Origin of the sequence: Pseudomonas sp. B21-031, assembly GCF_024748985.1 — a bacterium.
Classification (GTDB): domain Bacteria; phylum Pseudomonadota; class Gammaproteobacteria; order Pseudomonadales; family Pseudomonadaceae; genus Aquipseudomonas; species Aquipseudomonas kermanshahensis.
Genome location: NZ_CP087181.1, coordinates 761,413 through 783,408, shown reverse-complemented (window position 1 = coordinate 783,408; position 21,996 = coordinate 761,413). Strand labels below are relative to the sequence as shown.

The window sequence follows — 21,996 nt, the reverse complement described above, 5'->3', positions numbered from 1 at the left end:
CAAACGAAAAAGCCCCGTCGCATGACGGGGCTTCTGGAGCGACGTCGCGATTAAGCGGCGACGATGCTCACGTAACGGCGGTTGAACTCGCCTTTCTTCTCGAACTTGATCACGCCTTCGATCTTGGCGAACAGGGTGTGATCCTTGCCCATGCCAACGCCGTAACCGGCGTGGAACTGGGTGCCGCGCTGACGGACGATGATGTTGCCGGCCTTGACGACCTGGCTGCCATACATCTTCACGCCAAGGCGTTTCGATTCTGAGTCGCGACCGTTACGGGTACTACCACCAGCCTTCTTGTGAGCCATGGTTCAATTCTCCAAATAAATTCAGGGGATCTAGGGGATTAAGCCTGGATGCCGGTGATTTTGATCTCGGTGAACCACTGGCGGTGGCCCATACGCTTCATGTGGTGCTTACGGCGACGGAACTTGATGATGCGGACTTTATCGTGACGGCCTTGCGAAACGACTTCTGCAACAACTTTAGCGCCAGCGACGACTGGTGCGCCGATGGTGACTTCTTCACCGTTGGCAACCAGCAGAACGCGATCGAAAGTCACGGATTCGCCAGTGGCGACTTCCAGTTTTTCGATCTTGAGGAATTCACCTTCAGCGACTTTGTACTGCTTGCCGCCGGTAACGATTACTGCGTAAGACATGGTATTTCTCCGATAATCCTGCTCACCCAGCGCTTTATATATTGAGTATTGGCTGGCATGGCTGCATGGGGCTGGAACGGCCCGGTGCAATTGCGTAAGGCAGGTGCTGCCCAGGAAGTTAGGGTGCGCGATTGTACGCAACCCCGGTTTTGCTTGCAAGTACCGCCCCGGTGGCGCTGGCACCGCGCCTTGACACACCGGGACCCGCGACCTAGCATGCCGCGCAACGTCAATGGAGCAGCCGATGCAACCCCAAACCTTCTACCGCGCGGTGGCTGATGATTTCAGCGCCGTCGACGAGATCATCAAGAAGCAGCTGACCTCGCGCGTGCCGCTGGTATCGAAGATCGGCGACTATATCACGTCGGCCGGTGGCAAGCGCCTGCGTCCCCTGCTGGTCCTGCTCTGCGGCAAGGCCCTGGGCCGCGAAGGCGACGACCTGCGCCTGCTGGCAGCGACCATCGAATTCCTGCACACCGCTACCCTGCTGCACGACGACGTCGTCGACATGTCGGGCATGCGCCGTGGCCGTTCCACCGCCAATGCGCTGTGGGGCAACGCGCCAAGCGTGCTGGTAGGTGACTTCCTTTATTCGCGCTCGTTCGAAATGATGGTCGAACTGGGTTCGATGCCGGTCATGCAGATCCTCTCCAAGGCCACCCGCGTCATCGCCGAGGGTGAAGTGCTGCAGCTGTCGCGTGTTCGCGATGCCAGCACCACGGAAGCGGTGTACATGGAGGTCATCCGCGGCAAGACCGCCATGCTGTTCGAAGCCTCGACCCACAGCGCCGCCGCGCTGGCCGGCGCCAGCGAAGCACAGCGCGAGGCCCTGCGCACCTTCGGTGACCACCTGGGCGTGGCCTTCCAGCTGGTCGACGACCTACTGGACTACAAGGGCGATTCGCAGACCCTCGGCAAAAACGTCGGTGATGACCTCGCCGAAGGCAAGCCGACCCTGCCGCTGATCTACACCATGCGCGAAGGCACGCCTGAACAGGCTGCATTGGTGCGCAAAGCCATCCAGAAGGGCGGCCTGGAAGACCTCGAGCAGATCCGCGTAGCGGTCGAAGCCTCGGGCGCGTTGGACTACACCGCGCAGATGGCACGCGACTATGTGGCCAAGGCCATCGAGTGCCTGGAAGTGCTGCCGGCCAGCGAATATCGCGATGCATTGATCGAGCTGAGCGAGTTTGCGGTAGCGCGTACGCACTAAGACAGCGTCGCCCTCTTCGCGGGACAAGCCCGCTCCCACAGGTACATCACTGCCCTTGAGCTGGGTGGAGAACCTGTGGGAGCGGCCTTGTCCCGCGAATGCTTTTGTACGGACAAAAACACTTCCCGCTTAAAACCTTATACAATATGGGCCTTTAACCGCCTGTCTGTTTAAGGAACCGAAGTGAGCACTCTGCCGCCCTGCCCCAAATGCAATTCCGAATACACCTATGAGGATGGCAGCCAGCTGATCTGCCCCGAATGCGCCCACGAGTGGTCGGCCAACGGCGAAGCCGAAGCCGCCAGCGATGACGTGGTGAAGAAAGATTCGGTCGGCAACGTCCTGCAGGACGGCGATACCGTCACCGTGATCAAGGACCTCAAGGTCAAGGGCTCGTCCCTGGTGGTCAAAGTAGGCACCAAGGTCAAGAACATCCGCCTGTGCGACGGCGACCATGACATCGACTGCAAGATCGACGGCATCGGCGCCATGAAGCTGAAGTCCGAGTTCGTACGCAAGGTCTGATAACGCTGTGCGACGGGGCTGCCTTTCAGGCGGCCCTGACAGATCCTGCAACAGGGTCACTGCACCGTCCGGCAAAAATACGCCAATAGCCCCTTGCTATTTTGATAATAAGAATTATTCTCATTGGAATTGCTGTCCAAGGAGAATAGCCATGACTTATCTGATCGACGCCTGGCTCGAACGCCCCCACCCTTACCTGCGCATCCTGCATCGTGAGACTGGCGAAGTCTGTGCCGTGCTCGAAGAAGAAGCGCTCGATGAACTGCGAGACCAGGGTGACCTGGACATGAGTGGGCTGAATTCGAGTGAGCCTGGGGTGCTCAAGGAGCTGGTGCGGAATTTGTTTCTGTTCTGCTATGCGCGGGCGTTGCGCCCTGGGGGGACAGACTGGAATTGATGTTTGCAGGCCCGGCCTCTTCGCGGGGCAAGCCCGCTCCCACAAAGACCCCTCTGCTCATCTTGAGTATCTCTGTGGGAGCGGGCTTGCCCCGCGAATGGGCCGCAAAGCGGCCCCAGCGGTCTTACAGTACGTCGAGCAGCTCGACGTCGAACACCAGGACGCTGTGCGGCGGGATGCTGCCAACGCCTTGGGCGCCGTAGGCCAGCTCGCTCGGCACGTACAGGCGCCATTTGCTGCCAGCGTTCATCAGCTGCAGGGCTTCGGTCCAGCCAGCGATCACGCCGCCAACCGGGAATTCAGCCGGCTGACCACGGTCGTACGAGCTGTCGAACACGGTGCCGTCGATCAGGGTGCCGTGGTAGTGAGTACGCACGTTGCTTTCGCGGGTCGGCTTGGCGCCTTCACCTGCGGTCAGCACTTCGAACTGCAGGCCCGAAGCCAGGGTGGTGATGCCTTCGCGCTTGGCGTTTTCGGCGAGGAATGCCTTGCCAGCGCCAGCAGCGGCTTCAGCCTTGGCTGCAGCTTCGGCTTGCATGATGTCGCGGATGACTTTGAAGCTGGCCGACAGGTCGGCTTCGCTGACGCGGCTGTCGGCGCCGTTGAAGGCGTCGGTCAGGCCAGCCAGGATGGCGTCCAGGCTGACGCCTGGTGGCGGGTTGTCACGCAGTTGACCACCCAGCTGACGGCCGATGCCGTAGCTGACGCGGGTTTCGTCGGTAGACAGGTTGAGTTCGGACATTGTCGTGCTCCACTGCAGGGCGCAGTGCAGCCGCGCCCTTGATGAAAAGGGCGAGCAGCCTAGCACACTGGGGCGCTGCGAGCAGCTACCAGGCCGAACGCTGGGAAATCGGCACTTTCAGGTCTTCTTCCGGGTGCGTGCCCATGCCACACATTTCGTCCTGCACAGACCAGTGCAACAGGTTCAGCGAGAGCAATGGAAGGTCCTTGAGCAGGCCCCGTGCCTCTTCCACGGAGTGCACGCGCAAGCGTTGCCCACGGCTGTCGGAAAGCGGATGCGCACGGCCCTTGATCCGGGCCTCAAGCAGATAATCGCCACCTTCGATGGCAATCAGGTTGAGTTCGTCGACATGGCCGACCCTGGCTTCGGTATTGAGCTGATGCAGGTTCATGAGAGCACCTCGCAGCGGGAACCGCGTGAGTGCTCATTTTTTGTACAAGGTTTGCGAATACACAAGGTAAAACTGACGCCACTGGTCAGTTTTACCCTCAAGCCGCGTGGGCTCAGTGCTTGGTGAGCTTGTCCAGGTAGCCCATGCAGAAGGCCGACACCACAAAGGTCATGTGGATGATCACGTACCACATCAGGTAGTCGGTGGAGATGTTCTGCGCATCCATGAACACCCGCAGCAGGTGAATGGAGGAAATGGCCACGATCGACGCAGCAACCTTCATCTTCAGCGACGAAGAGTCCATTTTGCCGAGCCAGTTGAGCTTTTCTTTGCTGTCGTCGATGTCCAGTTGCGAGACGAAGTTCTCGTAGCCGGAAATCATCACCATCACCAGCAGGCCACCCACCAGCGACATGTCGATCAACGACAGGATCACCAGGATGAGGTCAGCTTCGCTCAGGGCAAATACGTTGGGCAGGACGTGGACGACTTCCTGGAAGAATTTCAGCGCCAGGGCCAATAGGCCGAGCGACAGGCCGAAGTAGATAGGGGCGAGTAGCCAGCGCGAGGCATACATCGCGTTTTCGAGAATACGTTCCATGGAGGGTAAGGGACTCGTCAGGTGACTAAAAAAGCGACGGCGAGTATAGCCAGCCACCTGTTACAGCAAAAGCTGAATCGAGTTGGCCCATTCGCAGCACAAGGCTGCCCCTACCGGTAGGAGCAGCCTTGTGCTGCGAATGGCCGCAAAGCGGCCCCAGCTCACTCAGCTTTCAGGATGAAACTGATAATCCCCCAGGTTGCGGCAACGCTCACCGTTGATGCGACGCAACTGCGCTTGCAGGTGCAGGCACCAGATCTGCGGGTCTTCGGTCACTTGATAGCCATGCAGCGTGAGGCTGTCGACGATGGCATTGAGCACCGATTCGGCAACCAATGGCCCGTGGAACGGCCCCTGAGCCTTGATGGCCGAGGGTTGCTCACCGGCCATGCCGGCGGCGAACAGCAGCGTCCACATGCCATTGTCACCGGCGAGTGGGCGAATGCTGCATTCAATGCGGGTCACCAGGCCCAGGCACTGGCGAGTAAGGCTGAGGTTGCGCATGGCCGCGTCCCCTCCAATGAGCCCTGTTCAGCCTGAAACCCTCAGGCTGTTTCCATCCTGAACCCTGATTGCTCCCTAAGTTCCAGCATAGAAGAACAACACAGAAAGTTGGAAAACCGGCGCTGAACGGTAGCACATCGCCGCCAGCGCCGATTTATTGACTCAGGCGGGTTTAGCCTGCGCAATCACCTCTTCCAGGCGTTCCTTTTCCGCCTCTTTGATGTCTTCTTCGCTGATCATTTCGGCGATTTCACGCAGGCGCTCCACCACGCGGGCATTGACGCTGCCCTCGGTGAACTCGCCCTTGTCATCCGCCACACCGGCCTCCTCGCCTACCAGCAGGCTCAGCGCCTCGTCGGCCTGGCTGACCGCGTAAACGTGGAACTGCCCGGCTTCGACCGCCTGCAGCACGCGCTCGTCGAGCATCAAGGTGGCCACGTTGGCCCGTGGAATGATCACCCCTTGGTCGCCGGTCAGGCCACGTGCATCGCAGAGCCGGAAGAAGCCCTCGATCTTCTCGTTGACCCCGCCCACCGCCTGCACTTCACCGAACTGGTTGATCGAGCCGGTGATGGCAAAGCATTGCTTGAGCGGCGTGCGCGACAAGGCCGAGATCAGTGTGCAGACCTCACCCAGCGAGGCGCTGTCACCGTCGACGTAGCCGTAGGACTGCTCCAGGGCGATGCTCGCCGAGATGGCCAGCGGGAACTCCTGGGCGTAGCGACTGCCCAGGTAGCCGGTCAGAATCATCACCCCCTTGGAGTGGATCGGCTGGCCCAGGTTGACCTCACGCTCGATGTCGACAATGCCGCTGCCACCGGGGTAAACGCTGGCAGAGATACGCGCCGGCATGCCGAACGCCGAATCGCCCACTTCCAGCACCGTCAGGCCGTTGCACTTGCCGATGGCCGCGCCTTCGGTGTCGATCAGGATGATGCCGGCGAGCATGTCGTCCAGCACCCGCTGCGACACACGCCCGGTACGGGTGGCCTTGGCCTTGAGTGCGCGTTCGATGTGGCCGGCATCGGTCATCTCGTCGCTGGCCAGTTGGCGAATGAAGTCCGCCTCGCTGACCAGCTGGAACAGGTCACCGATGCGCGCCGACAGGCGCGACTGGTTCTCTGCCAGCCGGGCACTGTAGGTGGCCAGGCGCGCCACGGCGTCGCTGGTCAGCGGCGCCATGCCTTCTTCGTTGGTGCGGGTCCGCAAGAGCTGGGCGAACTGCTCCAGGTTCTCGTCGACCATGGGCATGTCTTCGTCGAAGTCCACCAGCACCCGGAACATTTCCTGGAAGTCCGGATCATGGTCTTGCAGCGCGTAGTAAAGCTGGCGCGAGCCAATGATCACCAGCTTGACGTTGAGCGGGATCATCTGCGGCGTCAGGCTGACGCTCGCCACCCGGCCCAGTTCACCCAGCGGCGACTCCATCTTCAGCTTGCGCGACTGCAGCGCACGCTTGAGCGCATCCCAGACGAAGGGCTCGCCAAGCATCTTCTCGGCTTCAAGAATCAGGAAGCCGCCGTTGGCCCGGTGCAAGGCGCCTGGGCGCAATTGGCGATAGGAGGTGTACAGCGCGCCTTGGTCGGTGCTGTATTCGATCCGGCCGAACAGGTTGTCGTAGGTCGGGTGCGGCTCGAACACCACCGGCGCGCCGCCATCGTGGTGATGGCCGACCACCAGGCTGGGGGCGTATTGCTCTTCGAGCATCTTGCGCGCCACGGCGTCGGTCTTGCTGTCATCGACCAACTGCTCGACCACGGTGCGCAACAGGTTCAGTTGCACCGACTGTAGGTAGGCGCACACCGCAGCGTTTTCGGCGTACTTTTCCGACAGCGGCGCCAGCAGCGGCTGCAGGGACAGGGTGATGGTTTCTTCGTTGAGCTGACGCAGCTGGTTGTTCGACTCACGCTTCCACTGCGGCAGGCTGGCCAGTTCTTCGTTGAGGCGCTCTTCGAGCAGGGCGATGTCCTCGTGGAACTGCTCGCGCACCGCTTCAGGCAGCTGTGCGAACTCGGCTTCGTCCAGCGCCTTGCCGTCGGCCATCGGGGTGAAGGCAACGTTGCTGGCGTCGCGGTACAGGGCCACGTCTTTTTCTAGCGAGGCCCGCTCGATCACATCCAGGGCGCGGTCGTAGCGCTGGTTGAAGGCACGGTCGATGGCGCCCTTCTTCTGCTGGTACGACGGGTGCTCGAACACTGCCGGGAAGGTCGACAACAGGTTGTCGATCAGCCCACCCATGTCGGCGATGAATTCACCGGCACTGCCCGAGGGCAGCTCCAGGGCACGCGGCTCGCGGGTTTCCTCGAAGTGGTTGACGTAAACCCAGTCGGCTGGGGTGTGCTGGCGCTTGCCCTCGGCCTTGAGGTAGCGCTTGACGAACGAGAAGCGGCCCGTGCCGGGCTCGCCCATCACATACACGTTGTAACCAGGGCGAGGCATGGCCACGCCGAATTGCAGGGCCTCGACTGCTCGCTCCTGGCCCAGAACGCCTCGAAACGGCTCCAGATCGTCGGTATGGGTAAAAGCAAACTGCTCGGGGGAAAAACGCCGGGTCAGGGCTTCAGGCGCAAGACGCAGGCGCGCAGCGACAGGATCGGGCATTGGGTTTCCTTACTTCGGCGGGGCGGATACGGAGCATTCTGGCGCTGCCCGCGCGCGCCTTGCAAGGCTCACCGGGACTTTATGTCGCAGTCGCGATAACGCAGGCCTCCAGGCAAATTTTTCGCAATCAACAACGCAACCTTTAGATCGTGCCTAAACTCCAAGCTGCGCGGGTGGGTGAAAAGCTTTCCCGACCTGGCAACCGAGTTGCCAGAAACCCTGACCCTTGGTTTAAGACAAATAGAGAACAAATGCTATGAAACGGATTCTTCTGGGTACTCTGTTCACCGTGGTCTCCCTCAATGCCATGGCTGAAGCGCCAGGCGGCCCGAACTGCGGCTGGGGCAACATGCTGTTCGAAGGCCAACGCGGTACGCCGGCTCACTTCCTGGCTTCCACCACCAACGGCACCTCCGGTAACGCCACCTTCGGCATGACCTCCGGCACCAATGGCTGCTCCACCAAGGCTTCGCTGACCTATGGCGGCAAGTCGTGGTTTGCCATGAATGGCATGATGAACGAACTGTCCGAAGACATGGCCATGGGCAAAGGCGAGGCGCTGACCACCTATGCCGTGGTTCTGGGCGTAGCGCCGGAAGACCGTAGCTACTTCGAGTCGGTCACCCACCAGCACTTCAGCCAGATCTTCAGCAGCGCCGACGTGACGGCCGAAACCGTGCACAGCAATACCCTGGCTGTTCTGAAGAACGACCCACGCCTGGCCAAATACGCCACCGAGGCTTAAGCGCAGCATCCCCGCCCCGTGTCGGGGCGGGTTTCGCCCTTTCTTTCGGCATCGTGAAGAAGTAGTTGCCCGATATGCTCAAACGCCTCGCTTACCTGGCGCTGTGTGCCTGCGCCCCTGTTCATGCTGCCCCTGCGCTGGATGAAGGCCGTCTTCAGCAATTGGCCAATAACCCCTACTGGATCGCCCTGGGCCATTACGAAACCGCCAAGCTGGGGGGTTGGCGCAGCTATGTGGACGATACCCAGTTCTTTCTCGCCGACGATGGCGCGCACCACCCGGACCAAGAGCTGCGGGCCACGGTGCAGTCCCTGTATGCGCCCGCCAGCTTGGGCGACAAGCATGCCCAGTGCGTTTTCCCAGCGCGTACCCGCTGGCTCAAGGAGCAACTGGGGCTGACCGACCTGCCACAGCCCGACTGCCAGGAATTCAAGAACTGGTACACCTCGATCGACCCGCACAGCGCCGCCCTGATCTTCCCGGCGGCCTACCTGAACAGCCCTTCGTCGATGTTCGGCCACACCTTGCTGCGCATCGACCAGTCCAACACCCACAGCGACGACACCACGCTGCTGAGCTACGCGATCAACTTCGGCGCCTACATCGAAGGCAGCGACAACAGCATCCTGTATGCCTGGAAAGGCCTGATGGGCGGCTACCCAGGCCTGTTCGCGCTGATGCCCTACCAAGAGAAGCTGTCCGAGTACCGCAGCCTGGAAAACCGCGACCTGTGGGAGTACCAGCTGGACCTCACCCCGCAAGAGACCGGGCGTATGGTCGAGCATGTGTGGGAGCTGAAGCAGATCCAGTTCGACTATTTCTTCTTCGACGAGAACTGCTCGTACCGCCTGCTCGAACTGCTGCAGGTGGCGCGGCCAGGCCTGGATTTGACGTCGCAGTTCCCGCTGACCGCCATCCCTACCGACACGGTCAAGGCAGTGCGCCAGTCTGGCCTGGTGTCCAGCGTCAACTACCGGCCTTCGCGCGAGCGCGAACTGCTGGCCCGCGCCGAGCCGCTTGACCCTCACGAAAAGCAGCAAGTGCTGGCTGTCAGCGCCGATACCGCACAGCTGCAAAGCCCTGAGTTCACTGCCCTGCCCCGCGAGCGCCAGGCGCTGGTACAGGACGCCGCCTACCGCCTGGAGCGTTACCGCGCCAATGGCCAGCAACGCGACCCAGGCCAGGCCACGCGCAGCTTCGAGCTGCTGCGCGCAATCAACCGCAACCCGCCGCCGGCGCTGCAAATCGAGCGCCCGGGGTTGCCTGAGGATGGCCATGATTCACGCACCTGGCAGCTGGGTGTCGGCACGCGAGAAGACCGCGCCTACGCCGAGTACGGCCTGCGCATGGCGTATCACGACCTCAACGACAACGCCTACGGCTTCCCACTGGGCGCGCAAATCGAGATTCTGCAGCTGAAAGTCCGCCAGTACGAAGGCAACGACTGGCAGGTGCAGCGCCTGGACCTTGCCACCATCCGCTCGCTGACACCCCGCAATGCGCTGCTCAAACCGTGGTCATGGCAGGTGACCGGTGGCCTGGAACGGGTGCCGGGCAAGCATGACGACGAAGTGCTGGTCAGCCATGTGAATGGCGGCGCTGGCGGCACCTGGCAACTGGCCGACGAACTGCTGGGCTTCGCCCTGGGCACGGTGCGCGTTGAACACCACAATGATTTTGCCGAGTTCATCTCCCCGGCAGCCGGGTTCAACGGCGGCCTGCTCTGGCGCAACGGGCTGGGCAACATGACGCTGGAGGCGAAGGGTGACTTCTTCACCAACGGCGAAGTGCGGCGCAGCGTGAGCCTGAATCAGCAATGGGAAATCAGCCGCAACCTGGGCCTGCGGTTAAGTGCCTCGCGCGAATTCAGCCACCTGGCGACGGCGCAGAACGAAGTGATGCTGGAGCTGAAGTGGTACCACTACTGACTCTTTGACACTGTTTTGACAGCTCGCCGACAAATCGCCCCCTAGACTCTCCAGCATCAATTGGAGGGTCTAGTGTTCATGTCGCGGTACTGGTTAGGCCTGTGCGTTGCCTTTTTGCTGTCAGGGTGCGAAACCACCCACGAACAGATGCTCGACCACGGATACCCCCCCGCCTACGCCGATGGCTTCCAGGATGGCTGCAGCAGCGGCCGGCAGGCGGCCGGGGTGATGGCCGGCGACTTCCGCAAGGACGTGCCGCGCTACCTGCACAATCGCCAGTACGAAAGCGGTTGGGACGATGGCTTTCGCCAATGCCACGCCCTGCAGAACAGCGAAGAGCAGCGTCAATACCGTGACCGCTACTGGGACCAACGCGACCGTGACTGGGAGCACGAGAAGGACCGCGACGCCGCACGGGCTTATCGCCACGACTAGGTCGCAAACTGACATCCCTTGAAACCGGCGGCCTGCCATCATGGTCTCCTGCACAAGGAGGCCAGCATGAGCCGAGCGTTCGTCAACGAAGACCAAGCTGCCGCCCAGGCCGACCAGCCGGTTGAGCGACGGGTGAGCGAGCAGCCCAACTACGTCACGGCCAGTGGCCTGGCGCAATTGCAGCAGCGGGTAGCCGAACTCAACACATTGCGCAGCGAGTTGCAGGCCCAGGGCGAGCGTGCCGACAAGCAGCGCCTGGCCGATGCCGAGCGCGACCTGCGCTACTTCAGCGCACGGGTGCAGAGTGCCCAGGTGGTGCCAGCCGCTACCTCGCGGGACAAGGTGCAGATCGGTAGCCGGGTAAGCTTTGTGGATGAGCAGGGCCAGGCGCATGAGGTGCAGCTGGTGGGGGAAGATCAGGCCGATGCGGGCCGCGGGTTGATCAACTGGGGCTCGCCGTTGGGGCGGGCGTTGCTGGGCGCTGGGCCTGGGGATGAAGTGATGTGGCGGCGGCCGGTGGGGGATCAGATGATCGAGGTGGTCGCTATCGCGGGTGAGGCTTGAGGGCCAATCGCCGGCAAGCCGGCTCCCACCCGAACCGTGTAGCCTCCAAGGCGAGCGCCGACCTGTGGGAGCTGGCTTGCCAGCGATGAGGCCAGAACAAGCACCACAAGACAGTTGCTCCCACAGGTACAGCGCTGCCTTGAGGCTTGTACTTGACCTGTGGGAGCTGGCTTGCCAGCGATTGGGCCGCAAAGCGGCCCCTTACTGACTGATCAGACCACGCCCTGCGCCAGCATGGCATCAGCCACTTTCACAAAGCCGGCGATGTTCGCGCCCTTGACGTAGTTGATCGTGCCATCCGCCTCTTCACCATAGTGAACACAGGCATGGTGGATCGACTGCATGATGTTGTGCAGCTTGCTGTCCACTTCACCGGCCGTCCACAGCAGGCGCATGGCGTTCTGCGACATCTCCAGGCCCGACACGGCCACACCACCGGCGTTGGATGCCTTGCCCGGGGCGTACAGGATGCCTGCCTCGAGGAAGATATCCACCGCCTCAAGGGTGGTCGGCATGTTGGCGCCTTCGGCGACGCAGAAGCAGCCATTGCGCAGCAGGGTGCGGGCGTCTTCGGTGTCCAGCTCGTTTTGCGTGGCGCACGGCAGGGCGATGTCGCACGGCAAGCTCCACGGGGTCTGGCCCTTGCGGAACTCAAGGCCAAATTCACCGGCCAATGTGCTGAGGCGGCCACGCTTGACGTTTTTCAGCTCCATCACGGCGTCCCACTGGGCGTCGCTGAGGCCGGCTTCGGCGTACAGGGTGCCTTCGGAATCAGACAGCGAGATGACCTTGCCGCCCAGGTCCATGACCTTGCGCGCAGCATACTGGGCCACGTTGCCGGACCCAGAAATGGCCACGCGACGGCCATCGATGCGCAGGTCACGGCGCTTGAGCATTTCTTCAGCGAAGTAAACGCAGCCGTAGCCGGTGGCTTCCGGGCGAATCAGGCTGCCGCCATAGGTCATGCCCTTGCCGGTCAGCACCGAGGTGAACTGGTTGGCCAGGCGCTTGTACTGGCCGAACATGAAGCCGATCTCGCGCGCGCCCACACCGATGTCACCGGCTGGTACGTCGAGGTCGGCGCCGATGTGGCGGTACAGCTCGCTCATGAACGCCTGGCAGAAGCGCATCACTTCCGCATCGCTCTTGCCTTTGGGGTCGAAGTCCGAGCCGCCTTTACCGCCACCCATGGGCAGCGAGGTCAGGGAGTTCTTGAACACCTGCTCAAAGGCCAGGAACTTGAGCACGCTCAGGTTCACCGACGGGTGGAAGCGCAGGCCGCCCTTGTACGGGCCGATGGCGCTGCTCATTTGGATGCGGTAGCCGCGGTTGACCTGGACCTTGCCCTGGTCATCGACCCACGAAACACGGAACAGCACGGCACGCTCGGGTTCGACCATGCGCTCCAGAATACCGGCCTGCAGGTAATGAGGGTTGGCTTCGAGGAACGGCCACAGGGTACGCAAGACTTCTTCCACCGCCTGGTGGAATTCAGGCTGGGCAGGATCGCGTTGCTTGAGGCGCGCGAGGAAATTGTCGACAGATTCGATCATGGTAGACATCTCACCAAGAGGGATTGGACTTATTGGTTTTTTTTCGAATGTACCAAGAAGCAATCGCACGAGAACAGGGCGTAATGTCGTTTTTTTGAAATTATTTGGTGCGTTTTATATAAATGTATACAAATCAGTATAAGTATTGTTAGCAGGATCGGCCTCGTCGCGGGCAAGCCCGCTCCCACAGAGGCCTGTGCAAGACTGAGATTGCGGGTGATTGTGTGGGAGCGGGCTTGCCCCGCGAAGGGGCCAACGCCGATGCCTGCCAGGCACAAAAATGGGGCCCCGAAGGGCCCCATTCTAGTGCAGCTAAAACCGGCTTACTGGGCCAGCTTCTTGTGCCGTACACGGTGCGGCTGGGCAGCAGCATCGCCCAGGCGCTTCTTGCGGTCGGCTTCGTACTCGGTGTAGTTGCCTTCGAAGAACATCACGTTCGAGTCGTCTTCGTACGCCAGGATGTGAGTCGCCACGCGGTCCAGGAACCAACGGTCGTGGGAAATCACAATGGCGGCGCCCGGGAAGTCCAGCAGGGCTTCTTCCAGGGAACGCAGGGTTTCGACGTCGAGGTCGTTGGACGGTTCGTCGAGCAGCAGGACGTTACCGCCCTCCTTCAGGGTCAGGGCCAGGTGCAGACGGCCACGCTCACCACCGGACAGGTCCTTGACGAACTTCTGCTGGTCGCCACCCTTGAAGTTGAAGCGGCCCACGTAGGTGCGCGACGGGATCTCGTAGTTACCGATGCGGATCTGGTCGGAACCGTCGGAGATCTGCTGGAACACGGTCTTGGAACCGTCCAGGTCTTCGCGGCTTTGGTCGACGCAGGCCAGTTGCACGGTTTCGCCGATTTCGATGCTGCCCGAGTCCGGCTGCTCCTTGCCCATCAGCATGCGGAACAGGGTCGACTTACCGGCGCCGTTACCGCCGATCACGCCGACAATCGCGCCCTTCGGCATGGCAAACGACAGGTTGTCGATCAGCACGCGATCGCCATAGCCTTTGGAAACGTTCTTGAACTCGATGACCTTGTCACCCAGGCGCGGGCCGGCCGGGATGTAGATCTCGTTGGTCTCGCTGCGCTTCTGGAACTCTTGCGACTGCATTTCTTCAAAGCGCTGCAGACGTGCCTTGGATTTGGACTGGCGGGCCTTGGCGCCTTTACGCACCCACTCCAGTTCCTCTTTCATGGCCTTTTCGTGGGCGCTCTGCTGCTTGGATTCCTGCGCCAGACGGTCCGACTTGGCTTCCAGCCAGCCCGAGTAGTTACCTTCGTACGGGATGCCGGCACCGCGGTCCAGTTCGAGGATCCAGCCGGCGACGTTGTCGAGGAAGTAACGGTCGTGGGTAATCGCTACCACGGTGCCCGGGAAGTCGTGCAGGAAGCGCTCCAGCCAGGCCACCGAGTCGGCGTCCAGGTGGTTGGTTGGTTCGTCGAGCAGCAGCATGTCGGGGGCCGACAGCAGCAGGCGGCACAGGGCCACACGGCGCTTTTCACCACCGGACAGGTGTTCGATTTTCGCGTCCCAGGCCGGCAGGCGCAGGGCGTCGGCGGCGACGTCCAGCTGGCGCTCGAGGTTGTGGCCGTCGGCTGCCTGCAGGATCGACTCGAGCTTGGCCTGTTCGGCGGCCAGTTTGTCAAAGTCGGCGTCGGGTTCGGCGTAGGCGGCGTAGACCTCGTCCAGGCGAGCCTGGGCGTCCTTGATCACGCTGACCGCTTCCTCGACCACTTCACGCACGGTCTTGGCGGGGTCGAGTTGTGGTTCCTGCGGCAGGTAGCCGACGTTGATGTCGGGCATCGGACGGGCTTCGCCGTCGAATTCCTTGTCGACGCCCGCCATGATGCGCAGCAGGGTCGATTTACCCGCGCCGTTCAGGCCGAGTACGCCGATCTTGGCGCCTGGGAAGAACGACAGGGAGATGTTCTTGAGAATTTCGCGCTTCGGCGGCACGACCTTGCTCAGCCGATGCATGGTGTAGACGTATTGAGCCAAAACCAAGCCCTCTAAATAGGTAAAGACATCGACCAACGCCCCGGCAGTGGGCCAGGGGGATGTGTTTACGGGGTGTCATTGAACAAAGTCGACCATTCTACGCCAACGCGCGGCGTTGCATAGGAGGGTCGGATGGGGGATGAACAGGGGCCGCTGTGCGGCCCATTCGCGGGCAAGCCCGCTCCCACAGGTCCGTAAGTTTGGCAATACCTGTGGGAGCGGGCTTGCCCGCGAAGAGGCCAGAGCTGACCTTGAAAAGCTCAGACGTGACGCTGCTTGACCTTGCCCCGCGGCAACCGGCAACGGTCGCCCTGCTCGGCCAGGCGCGCGGCCCAGGCAGACTTGACGCTGAACCCGCCACTGCGGGCAGGCTGCTCAACGGCCTTGGCCGGCTGCGCAGCAGGCACGCTAACGACCTTGGCCGCAGGCTTGGCCGCAGGCTTGGCCGCAGGCTTGGCCGCGACCGCCGGCACTGCCGGTGCTGCCACGGCTGCCGGTGCTGCTGCCGCCTTGGCGGTCTTGCGCAGTTCGGCCAGCGACGGGGCCTTGCTTTTCGAGGCGGCGGCCGCCTCCGGTTTGACCAGCGAACGCTGGCACGACTTGCAGGATACGTCCGCGGTCACGGCAGTGCTGACAAGGGTCTGACTGCTGCGCCCACAGGCGGAATCGAGGCCATTGGAGGAAAAGTGAGTAACCAAAACCGAACATCTCCGAAGCGTTGTCATTGAAGCGGGCGGCATTCTCGCACAGGTTGCAGGGGCTTGCCGAACCACAGGGCGCCACCACGACCGTCGGCAGGGCGACCGCCAGCGGACAACGGGGCTGGCACTTTGCCACAATCCTAGGCATGCTAGCCCGTTTAGGGTGTCCGGCCTTATAGTGCGCCACCGCGGTCTGGCAACCAGACACCGGCACCAACCGTGCATGATCAATCCCTGCCATCGCCAGCCCAATCGCAGGACCAACGCTTGACCAATCTCTCTCAACCGTCGTCGCTGCGTCCCGCGCCAATGGCCCCCGTCGCTTCCCTGCGCGGGTCAATCAAGGGTGCGCTGGCCCTGTTGGCCCTGATTCTGCTGGGCCTGTTGCTGTGGCAGCTGTTCGCCCAGTTCCGCCACACCCAAGCCGACCTGCGCAAGCAAAGCCTGGAGGCCACCGCGGAGCTTGCCGACCACCTCAGCCTGAACATGGCGTTGAAGGCCCAGCAGGCCGTGAATGTGGTACAGCCCTACGTCAATGCACCGACGCCGGCAGCCCTGCCCAGCCTGCTCGACACCCTGCGCACGCGCCTGCCCGCCCTGCGTGAGCTGGCCTGGCTAGACACCAGCGGCCAGGTCCGCGCCGACAGCCTGGCCGGCAGCCCTGACCGCCAATTGATTGGCGAGCTGCTGACGCTGAACCAGGGTCGCCCGTATTTCTTTGCCAACTCGGCGGACAACCGCACCATTTACCTGTTGCTGCGCCAGTCCACCGAGCAGGACCGCGGCTACTGGCTGCTGCGCCTGTCCGACGCGTATTACCGCACCCTCACCGTGCACCTGGACAGCCCAGGCCACCCCTTGTGGCTGCTGGAAAACAGCCGCAACGGCGCGGTGCTGGACCTCCACGCCATCGCGCAGACCAGCCCAGCGCCGCTGCAGAGCGTGATGCTGGCGTTCATCGACAACAGTACCTGGCAACTGCGCGGCCTGTTTGACGCCCAGCGGGCCCAGCAGAAGCTGCTGCCGGCACTGATCGGCAAGTGCCTGCTGGTGCTGTTCTGTGCCCTGCTGCCAGTGCTGGCGTTGATCAACATGCGCCGCCGCCAGCGCGCGCTGCAGGAAGACCGCCGGCGCTATCAGGAAATATTCGAAGGCACTGGCGTCGCCTTGTGCGTGCTCGACCTTTCCAGCCTGCCCGGCCAGCTCGACCGCTACCACCTGCGCAACCATGCTGCACTCAAGCACAGTCTGGCCCTGGACCCTAACCTGCGCCGCTCGCTGTTGCAGGAGTTGAAGATCACCGAGATCAACCAGGTGGCGCGCCAGTTGCTCAACGTCGAATGCCACGAAGGTGCCTGGCAGCGCCTGATCGACGGCAGCGGCGATGGCCGTGACAGCATCGGCATGCAATTGATCGATGCACTGATCGAACAGCGCTCGCTGCTGGAACTGGAAGTGCGCCTGCCGGCGCCACTGGGCGGCGAACTGCACCTGTGGCTGATGGCCCGCCTGCCGCTGCAACGCCGCGACTACCAGGCGGTGATCCTCAGCATCAGCGACATCACCAGCCGCAAACAAGTGGAGCTGTCCCTGCTCGAACGCGAGAGTTTCTGGTCGGACGTGGTCCGTACCGTGCCCGACCAACTCTACGTACAGGACGTGCCCAGCCAGCGCATGATCTTCAGCAACCGCCACCTCGGCCAAACCCTGGGCTACGACCGCACCGAGCTGGCGCAGATGGGCGACCGCTTCTGGGAGCTGCTGCTGCACCCCGAAGACGCCACGCACTTCCAGGCCCTGCGCCAGCATCAACGCGCTACCGGCCACAGCCAGCCACTGCACTGCCAACTGCGCTTCCGTCACCACGACGGTGGCTGGCGCTGCTACGACATTCGCGAACAGGTGCTGACCCGCGACCACGACGGCCAGGTGATGCGCATTATCGGCGTGGGCAAGGACGTTACCGTACAGATCGAGGCCAGCCAGTCGCTGCGCGACAGCGAACAGCGCTACCGCATGCTGGCCGAAAGCATCAGCGACGTGATTTTCTCCACCGACAGCCAACTGCAGCTCAACTACGTCAGCCCCTCGGTCAAAGCAGTACTGGGTTATCAGGCTGAGTGGATCTTCGACAACGGCTGGCAATCGATCATTGCCAACCCCGCCCAGCTGACTGGCATCTACAGCCTGATGGAGCGCGTCAGCAATGCCATGGGCGACGGCGAGCAACTGGCCCAGTTGCGTGGCCAGTTGCCCACCCAACTGTTCCTGTTCGACTGCCTGCGCGCCGATGGCCGCAAGATCCCAATCGAGCTGCGCCTGGTGTTAGTGTGGGACGACCAGGAGCGCTTCGAAGGCGTGCTTGGGGTTGGCCGCGACATCAGCCAGCAACGGCGCGCCGAAAAAGACCTGCGCATGGCCGCCACGGTATTCGAGCACTCGACCTCGGCCATCCTCATCACCGACCCGGCCGGCTATATCGTCCAGGCCAACGAGGCGTTCAGCCGGGTCAGCGGCTATGCCGTCAGCGACGTGCTCGACCAACTGCCTGGCATGCTCACGGTCGAGCAACAGCAGGAAGGCCACCTGCGCTATGTGGTCAAGCAGTTGCACCAGCGCGGCAGTTGGGAAGGCGAAGTGTGGCTAAAGCGCCGCGACGGCGACCACTACCCGGCCTGGGTCGGCATCACCGCAGTGCTGGACGACGAAGGCGACCTGGCCAGCTACGTGTGCTTCTTCACCGACATCAGCGAGCGCAAGGCCAGCGAACAGCGCATCCACCGCCTGGCCTACTACGACGCCCTCACCCACCTGCCCAACCGCACGCTGTTCCAGGACCGCCTGCACACGGCCCTGCAACAAGCCGAACGGCAAAAGGCCTGGGTGGTGCTGATGTTCCTCGACCTGGACCGTTTCAAGCCGATCAACGACTCCCTCGGCCATGCCGCAGGCGATCGCATGCTCAAAGACATGGCCCTCCGCCTGCTGGCCTGTGTGGATGACGACGACACCGTGGCGCGCATGGGCGGCGACGAGTTCACTTTGCTGCTGCAACCGCGTGCGACCCGCGAGATGGCGCTGAACCGCGCCATCCATGTGGCCGAAAACATCCTCGCCAGCCTGGTACGGCCCTTCGTGCTGGAGAACCGCGAGTTTTTCGTTACGGCCAGTATCGGCATCGCCCTCAGCCCGCAAGATGGCAGCGAGCTGAGCCAGCTGATGAAAAACGCCGACACCGCGATGTACCACGCCAAGGAGCGCGGCAAGAACAACTTCCAGTTCTACCAGGCCGAGATGAACGCCAGTGCCCTGGAACGCCTGGAGCTGGAAAGCGACCTGCGCCATGCCATGGAGCAGAACGAGTTCATCCTCTACTACCAGCCGCAGTTCAGTGGCGATGGCAAACGTCTGACCGGCGCCGAAGCCTTGCTGCGCTGGCGCCACCCCACCCGCGGCCTGGTGCCGCCGGGCGACTTCATCCCGGTGATCGAAGAGCTGGGCCTGGTGGTGGATGTCGGCGACTGGGTACTGCGTGAGGCCAGCCGCCAACTCAAGGCCTGGCACAAAGCGAAGGTGCGGGTGCCGAAGGTGTCGGTAAACATCTCGGCGCGGCAGTTCTCCGACGGCCAGCTGGGCACGCGCATTGCCACCATCCTGGAGGACATCGGGCTGCCGCCGGCGTGCCTGGAACTGGAGCTGACCGAAAGCATCCTGATGCGCGAGGTGAATGAGGCCTTGCAGATTCTCGCCAGCCTGAAGAATCTCGGGCTGAGCATTGCGGTGGACGACTTTGGCACCGGGTACTCCTCGCTCAACTACCTCAAGCAGTTCCCCATCGACGTGCTGAAGATCGACCGCACCTTCGTCGACGGCTTGCCCGAGGGCGAGCAGGACGCGCAGATTGCCCGGGCGATCATTGCCATGGCCCACAGCCTGAACCTGGCGGTGATCGCCGAGGGCGTGGAAACCCATGAGCAGTTGGAGTTCTTGCGTGAACATGGTTGCGACGAGGTGCAGGGTTACCTGTTCGGGCGGCCGATGCCGGCGCATCAGTTCGAGGCGCAGTTCGCCAACGAGACGCTGTTCATGTTCCAGTAGAATGCCACTGCCGTCTTTTTGTAGGAGCAGCCTTGTGCTGCGAAGAGGCCGGCGCCCGCGCCCTGAATCTTTGCTGCTGTCACCGGCCTCTTCGCAGCACAAGGCTGCTCCTACAGGCACAGCGCCAACGCTGGAATTCGCGTCGCAAAAAACGGACCTTGAAGTCAACTCCAGCCCAGACAGGCCGCGGGATGCAACATGAAGGCCTTTGGTCCGCGACTTGACGTCACTTCATATGCCAGGCCCGAAGCAATCGGTTAGAATGCCCCCCCAATTCAGCCCGATCCTTGAGGACCGCCATGTTCAGCCGTGATTTGACCATTGCCAAGTACGACGCCGAGCTCTTCGAAGCCATGCAGCAAGAAGCTCTGCGCCAGGAAGAGCATATCGAGCTGATCGCTTCGGAAAACTACACCAGCCCGGCTGTCATGGAAGCCCAGGGTTCGGTTCTGACCAACAAGTACGCTGAAGGCTACCCAGGCAAGCGTTACTACGGTGGTTGCGAATACGTCGACGTGGTCGAGCAACTGGCCATCGACCGCGCCAAAGAGCTGTTCGGCGCCGACTACGCCAACGTCCAGCCGCACGCTGGCTCCCAGGCCAACGCCGCCGTTTACCTGGCGCTGCTGTCGGCCGGTGACACCATCCTGGGCATGAGCCTGGCCCACGGTGGTCACCTGACCCACGGCGCCAGCGTCAGCTCTTCGGGCAAGCTGTACAACGCCATCCAGTACGGCATCGACGGCAACGGCCTGATCGACTACGACGAAGTCGAGCGCCTGGCTGTAGAGCACAAGCCGAAGATGATCGTTGCCGGCTTCTCGGCTTACTCGCAGGTGCTGGACTTCCCACGCTTCCGCGCCATTGCCGACAAGGTCGGTGCCTACCTGTTCGTCGACATGGCCCACGTTGCTGGCCTGGTTGCCGCGGGCGTCTACCCGAACCCTGTGCCGTTCGCCGACGTGGTCACCACCACCACCCACAAAACCCTGCGCGGTCCACGTGGCGGCCTGATCCTGGCCCGTGCCAACGCCGACATCGAGAAGAAGCTGAACTCCGCTGTCTTCCCAGGCGCCCAAGGCGGCCCGCTGGAGCACGTCATCGCGGCCAAGGCGATCTGCTTCAAAGAAGCCCTGCAGCCTGAGTTCAAGGCTTACCAGCAGCAAGTGGTGAAGAACGCCCAGGCCATGGCCAGCGTGTTCATCGAGCGTGGTTTCGACGTCGTTTCCGGCGGCACCCAAAACCACCTGTTCCTGCTGTCGCTGATCAAGCAGGAAATCTCCGGTAAGGACGCTGACGCCGCACTGGGCAAAGCCTTCATCACCGTCAACAAGAACTCGGTACCGAACGACCCACGTTCCCCGTTCGTCACCTCGGGCCTGCGTTTCGGCACCCCAGCCGTGACCACCCGTGGCTTCAAAGAAGCAGAGTGCAAGGAACTGGCCGGCTGGATCTGCGACATCCTGGCTGACCTGAACAACGAAGCGGTGATCGATGCCGTGCGTGAGAAGGTCAAGGCCATCTGCAAAAAGCTGCCGGTTTACGGCAACTGATTAGCGCCAGCCTGATGTGAAAAAGCCCGGCCTTGCGCCGGGCTTTTTTGTGTTTGCCCGCTTCGCGGAACCTGTTCCAAATGGGCCCCCTGCGCAAGACACCCTAGCCTGCAGCCTCCCCCACGCCAAACCGGAGGCACCCATGGCAGATAACAAAACACGTTCCTTTACAGCCACCCTGCAGATCGCCGAATCACCGGTGAACAGCCTGGACTGCCTGTGCACAGGCCCCGTGAGCCTGGTCACACCCACTGAAGTGCCGGGGTACGCCATTGAAGGCGCCCACGCACTCGGCATGCTCAGCGGCACGGACGAAGATTGGCAGCACGGCCAGGACTTTGGGCTGGTCCCGTTCGACAAAGGCGATCAGTGCGCGATGCTGCTGTATTTTCGCTACAGCGACGCGGGTTATCGACTGTATGTGCGCAGTGGGCCTCATTTCGGCAAAGGCATTTTCACCACTGCTGAAGGGCTGGTGGCCGCCCAGGCCATTGAGGCGCAAGACCCCAGCCTGTGGAACTTGGTCGATGCGCAAACCGGCGCCCCGTTCGCCCTGGCAGAACTTGAAGATGACCGGCGAGAAATCCAGATGATCGCCAGCAACGGCCACCCCATGGAGATCCACAACCTCTACCCGGTGGGCGGCTTTCTGGCGTGCTACCCCGCCGCCCAGCAGTGCACCCTAAGCCTGTTGATCACGCAACGCGGGGTGGATTGGCTGAACAGCTGATGTCGCCTGCATGGGCCTTCACGTATTACCCTGTGCCGCTTCAAAACCCGAGCGCGCACAGGA

At 62.3% G+C, this 21,996-nt stretch carries 20 protein-coding genes; 10 read left to right on the top strand and 10 right to left on the bottom strand.

Annotated elements, in window-relative coordinates:
- Positions 1 to 50: 50 nt before the first annotated feature.
- Positions 51 to 308: a 50S ribosomal protein L27 gene (rpmA, locus tag LOY53_RS03580; protein ID WP_008092023.1), complete on the bottom strand. Its 258-nt coding sequence runs from the start codon at positions 306 to 308 to the stop codon at positions 51 to 53.
- 38 nt (positions 309 to 346) lie between these two features.
- Entirely contained in the window at positions 347 to 661 is a 315-nt protein-coding gene (gene rplU / locus LOY53_RS03575; RefSeq protein WP_003247466.1) for a 50S ribosomal protein L21, read from the bottom strand.
- Positions 662 to 905: 244 nt separating this feature from the next.
- Here rplU and LOY53_RS03570 point away from each other — a divergent pair, with 244 nt between their 5' ends.
- From LOY53_RS03570 to LOY53_RS03560, 3 genes are all read left to right on the top strand, one after another.
- Positions 906 to 1,874, top strand: a complete 969-nt coding sequence (locus LOY53_RS03570; RefSeq protein WP_099452866.1) for a polyprenyl synthetase family protein — start codon at positions 906 to 908, stop codon at positions 1,872 to 1,874.
- Positions 1,875 to 2,057: 183 nt separating this feature from the next.
- Positions 2,058 to 2,399 carry a zinc ribbon domain-containing protein YjdM gene (locus LOY53_RS03565; RefSeq protein ID WP_027594521.1) on the top strand — a complete coding sequence of 114 codons (342 nt, stop codon included), beginning with the start codon at positions 2,058 to 2,060 and terminating at the stop codon, positions 2,397 to 2,399.
- A gap of 151 nt (positions 2,400 to 2,550) precedes the next feature.
- Positions 2,551 to 2,796: a hypothetical protein gene (locus LOY53_RS03560; protein WP_010951938.1), complete on the top strand. Its 246-nt coding sequence runs from the start codon at positions 2,551 to 2,553 to the stop codon at positions 2,794 to 2,796.
- A 124-nt stretch (positions 2,797 to 2,920) separates the two neighbouring features.
- Here LOY53_RS03560 and LOY53_RS03555 read toward each other — a convergent pair whose 3' ends face one another.
- The 5 genes from LOY53_RS03555 to LOY53_RS03535 form a co-directional block, all read right to left on the bottom strand.
- Entirely contained in the window at positions 2,921 to 3,538 is a 618-nt protein-coding gene (locus LOY53_RS03555; RefSeq protein ID WP_027594522.1) for an FKBP-type peptidyl-prolyl cis-trans isomerase, read from the bottom strand.
- A gap of 85 nt (positions 3,539 to 3,623) precedes the next feature.
- Positions 3,624 to 3,929 (bottom strand): DUF6482 family protein, encoded by a 306-nt coding sequence (locus tag LOY53_RS03550; RefSeq protein WP_099452864.1) that lies wholly within the window; start codon positions 3,927 to 3,929, stop codon positions 3,624 to 3,626.
- A 112-nt stretch (positions 3,930 to 4,041) separates the two neighbouring features.
- Entirely contained in the window at positions 4,042 to 4,530 is a 489-nt protein-coding gene (locus tag LOY53_RS03545; RefSeq protein ID WP_016501546.1) for a TIGR00645 family protein, read from the bottom strand.
- 165 nt (positions 4,531 to 4,695) lie between these two features.
- Complete coding sequence (locus tag LOY53_RS03540; RefSeq protein WP_027594524.1) at positions 4,696 to 5,034, bottom strand: hypothetical protein; 339 nt, start codon at positions 5,032 to 5,034, stop codon at positions 4,696 to 4,698.
- A 162-nt stretch (positions 5,035 to 5,196) separates the two neighbouring features.
- Entirely contained in the window at positions 5,197 to 7,635 is a 2,439-nt protein-coding gene (locus LOY53_RS03535; protein ID WP_252826647.1) for a Lon protease family protein, read from the bottom strand.
- 256 nt (positions 7,636 to 7,891) lie between these two features.
- Here LOY53_RS03535 and LOY53_RS03530 point away from each other — a divergent pair, with 256 nt between their 5' ends.
- The 4 genes from LOY53_RS03530 to LOY53_RS03515 all read left to right on the top strand — a co-directional run bounded on the left by LOY53_RS03530 (position 7,892) and on the right by LOY53_RS03515 (position 11,307).
- Complete coding sequence (locus tag LOY53_RS03530) at positions 7,892 to 8,380, top strand: DUF3015 domain-containing protein (protein WP_099452860.1); 489 nt, start codon at positions 7,892 to 7,894, stop codon at positions 8,378 to 8,380.
- 74 nt (positions 8,381 to 8,454) lie between these two features.
- Complete coding sequence (locus tag LOY53_RS03525) at positions 8,455 to 10,308, top strand: DUF4105 domain-containing protein (RefSeq protein WP_258703609.1); 1,854 nt, start codon at positions 8,455 to 8,457, stop codon at positions 10,306 to 10,308.
- Positions 10,309 to 10,386: 78 nt separating this feature from the next.
- Complete coding sequence (locus LOY53_RS03520) at positions 10,387 to 10,743, top strand: hypothetical protein (RefSeq protein ID WP_099430863.1); 357 nt, start codon at positions 10,387 to 10,389, stop codon at positions 10,741 to 10,743.
- 66 nt (positions 10,744 to 10,809) lie between these two features.
- Positions 10,810 to 11,307 (top strand): GreA/GreB family elongation factor, encoded by a 498-nt coding sequence (locus LOY53_RS03515; protein ID WP_099428290.1) that lies wholly within the window; start codon positions 10,810 to 10,812, stop codon positions 11,305 to 11,307.
- Positions 11,308 to 11,519: 212 nt separating this feature from the next.
- Here the strand turns inward: LOY53_RS03515 and gdhA are convergent, their stop codons facing one another.
- The 3 genes from gdhA to LOY53_RS03500 all read right to left on the bottom strand — a co-directional run bounded on the left by gdhA (position 11,520) and on the right by LOY53_RS03500 (position 15,549).
- Positions 11,520 to 12,860: an NADP-specific glutamate dehydrogenase gene (gdhA, locus tag LOY53_RS03510; RefSeq protein WP_099428289.1), complete on the bottom strand. Its 1,341-nt coding sequence runs from the start codon at positions 12,858 to 12,860 to the stop codon at positions 11,520 to 11,522.
- Positions 12,861 to 13,183: 323 nt separating this feature from the next.
- Positions 13,184 to 14,851, bottom strand: coding sequence for an energy-dependent translational throttle protein EttA (gene ettA / locus LOY53_RS03505; protein ID WP_027594531.1), 1,668 nt, complete (start codon positions 14,849 to 14,851; stop codon positions 13,184 to 13,186).
- 260 nt (positions 14,852 to 15,111) lie between these two features.
- Positions 15,112 to 15,549: a hypothetical protein gene (locus tag LOY53_RS03500; RefSeq protein ID WP_258703608.1), complete on the bottom strand. Its 438-nt coding sequence runs from the start codon at positions 15,547 to 15,549 to the stop codon at positions 15,112 to 15,114.
- A gap of 270 nt (positions 15,550 to 15,819) precedes the next feature.
- Between LOY53_RS03500 and LOY53_RS03495 the strand changes: the two genes are divergently transcribed.
- From LOY53_RS03495 to LOY53_RS03485, 3 genes are all read left to right on the top strand, one after another.
- A complete protein-coding gene (locus tag LOY53_RS03495; RefSeq protein ID WP_258703607.1) occupies positions 15,820 to 19,650 on the top strand; it encodes a bifunctional diguanylate cyclase/phosphodiesterase in 3,831 nt (1,276 codons plus the stop codon).
- 299 nt (positions 19,651 to 19,949) lie between these two features.
- Complete coding sequence (gene glyA / locus LOY53_RS03490) at positions 19,950 to 21,203, top strand: serine hydroxymethyltransferase (RefSeq protein WP_027594534.1); 1,254 nt, start codon at positions 19,950 to 19,952, stop codon at positions 21,201 to 21,203.
- 142 nt (positions 21,204 to 21,345) lie between these two features.
- Positions 21,346 to 21,933 (top strand): hypothetical protein, encoded by a 588-nt coding sequence (locus tag LOY53_RS03485; protein WP_258703606.1) that lies wholly within the window; start codon positions 21,346 to 21,348, stop codon positions 21,931 to 21,933.
- The last annotated feature ends 63 nt before the right edge of the window (positions 21,934 to 21,996 follow it).

Coding starts and splice junctions, on each gene's coding strand:
- rpmA (WP_008092023.1), bottom strand. CDS start 308: ATGGCTCACAAGAAGGCTGGTGGTAGTACCCGTAACGGTCGCGACTCA.
- LOY53_RS03550 (WP_099452864.1), bottom strand. CDS start 3,929: ATGAACCTGCATCAGCTCAATACCGAAGCCAGGGTCGGCCATGTCGAC.
- LOY53_RS03485 (WP_258703606.1), top strand. CDS start 21,346: ATGGCAGATAACAAAACACGTTCCTTTACAGCCACCCTGCAGATCGCC.
- LOY53_RS03520 (WP_099430863.1), top strand. CDS start 10,387: ATGTCGCGGTACTGGTTAGGCCTGTGCGTTGCCTTTTTGCTGTCAGGG.
- rplU (WP_003247466.1), bottom strand. CDS start 661: ATGTCTTACGCAGTAATCGTTACCGGCGGCAAGCAGTACAAAGTCGCT.
- gdhA (WP_099428289.1), bottom strand. CDS start 12,860: ATGATCGAATCTGTCGACAATTTCCTCGCGCGCCTCAAGCAACGCGAT.
- LOY53_RS03540 (WP_027594524.1), bottom strand. CDS start 5,034: ATGCGCAACCTCAGCCTTACTCGCCAGTGCCTGGGCCTGGTGACCCGC.
- LOY53_RS03515 (WP_099428290.1), top strand. CDS start 10,810: ATGAGCCGAGCGTTCGTCAACGAAGACCAAGCTGCCGCCCAGGCCGAC.
- glyA (WP_027594534.1), top strand. CDS start 19,950: ATGTTCAGCCGTGATTTGACCATTGCCAAGTACGACGCCGAGCTCTTC.
- LOY53_RS03560 (WP_010951938.1), top strand. CDS start 2,551: ATGACTTATCTGATCGACGCCTGGCTCGAACGCCCCCACCCTTACCTG.
- LOY53_RS03545 (WP_016501546.1), bottom strand. CDS start 4,530: ATGGAACGTATTCTCGAAAACGCGATGTATGCCTCGCGCTGGCTACTC.
- LOY53_RS03530 (WP_099452860.1), top strand. CDS start 7,892: ATGAAACGGATTCTTCTGGGTACTCTGTTCACCGTGGTCTCCCTCAAT.
- LOY53_RS03525 (WP_258703609.1), top strand. CDS start 8,455: ATGCTCAAACGCCTCGCTTACCTGGCGCTGTGTGCCTGCGCCCCTGTT.
- LOY53_RS03570 (WP_099452866.1), top strand. CDS start 906: ATGCAACCCCAAACCTTCTACCGCGCGGTGGCTGATGATTTCAGCGCC.
- LOY53_RS03535 (WP_252826647.1), bottom strand. CDS start 7,635: ATGCCCGATCCTGTCGCTGCGCGCCTGCGTCTTGCGCCTGAAGCCCTG.
- LOY53_RS03555 (WP_027594522.1), bottom strand. CDS start 3,538: ATGTCCGAACTCAACCTGTCTACCGACGAAACCCGCGTCAGCTACGGC.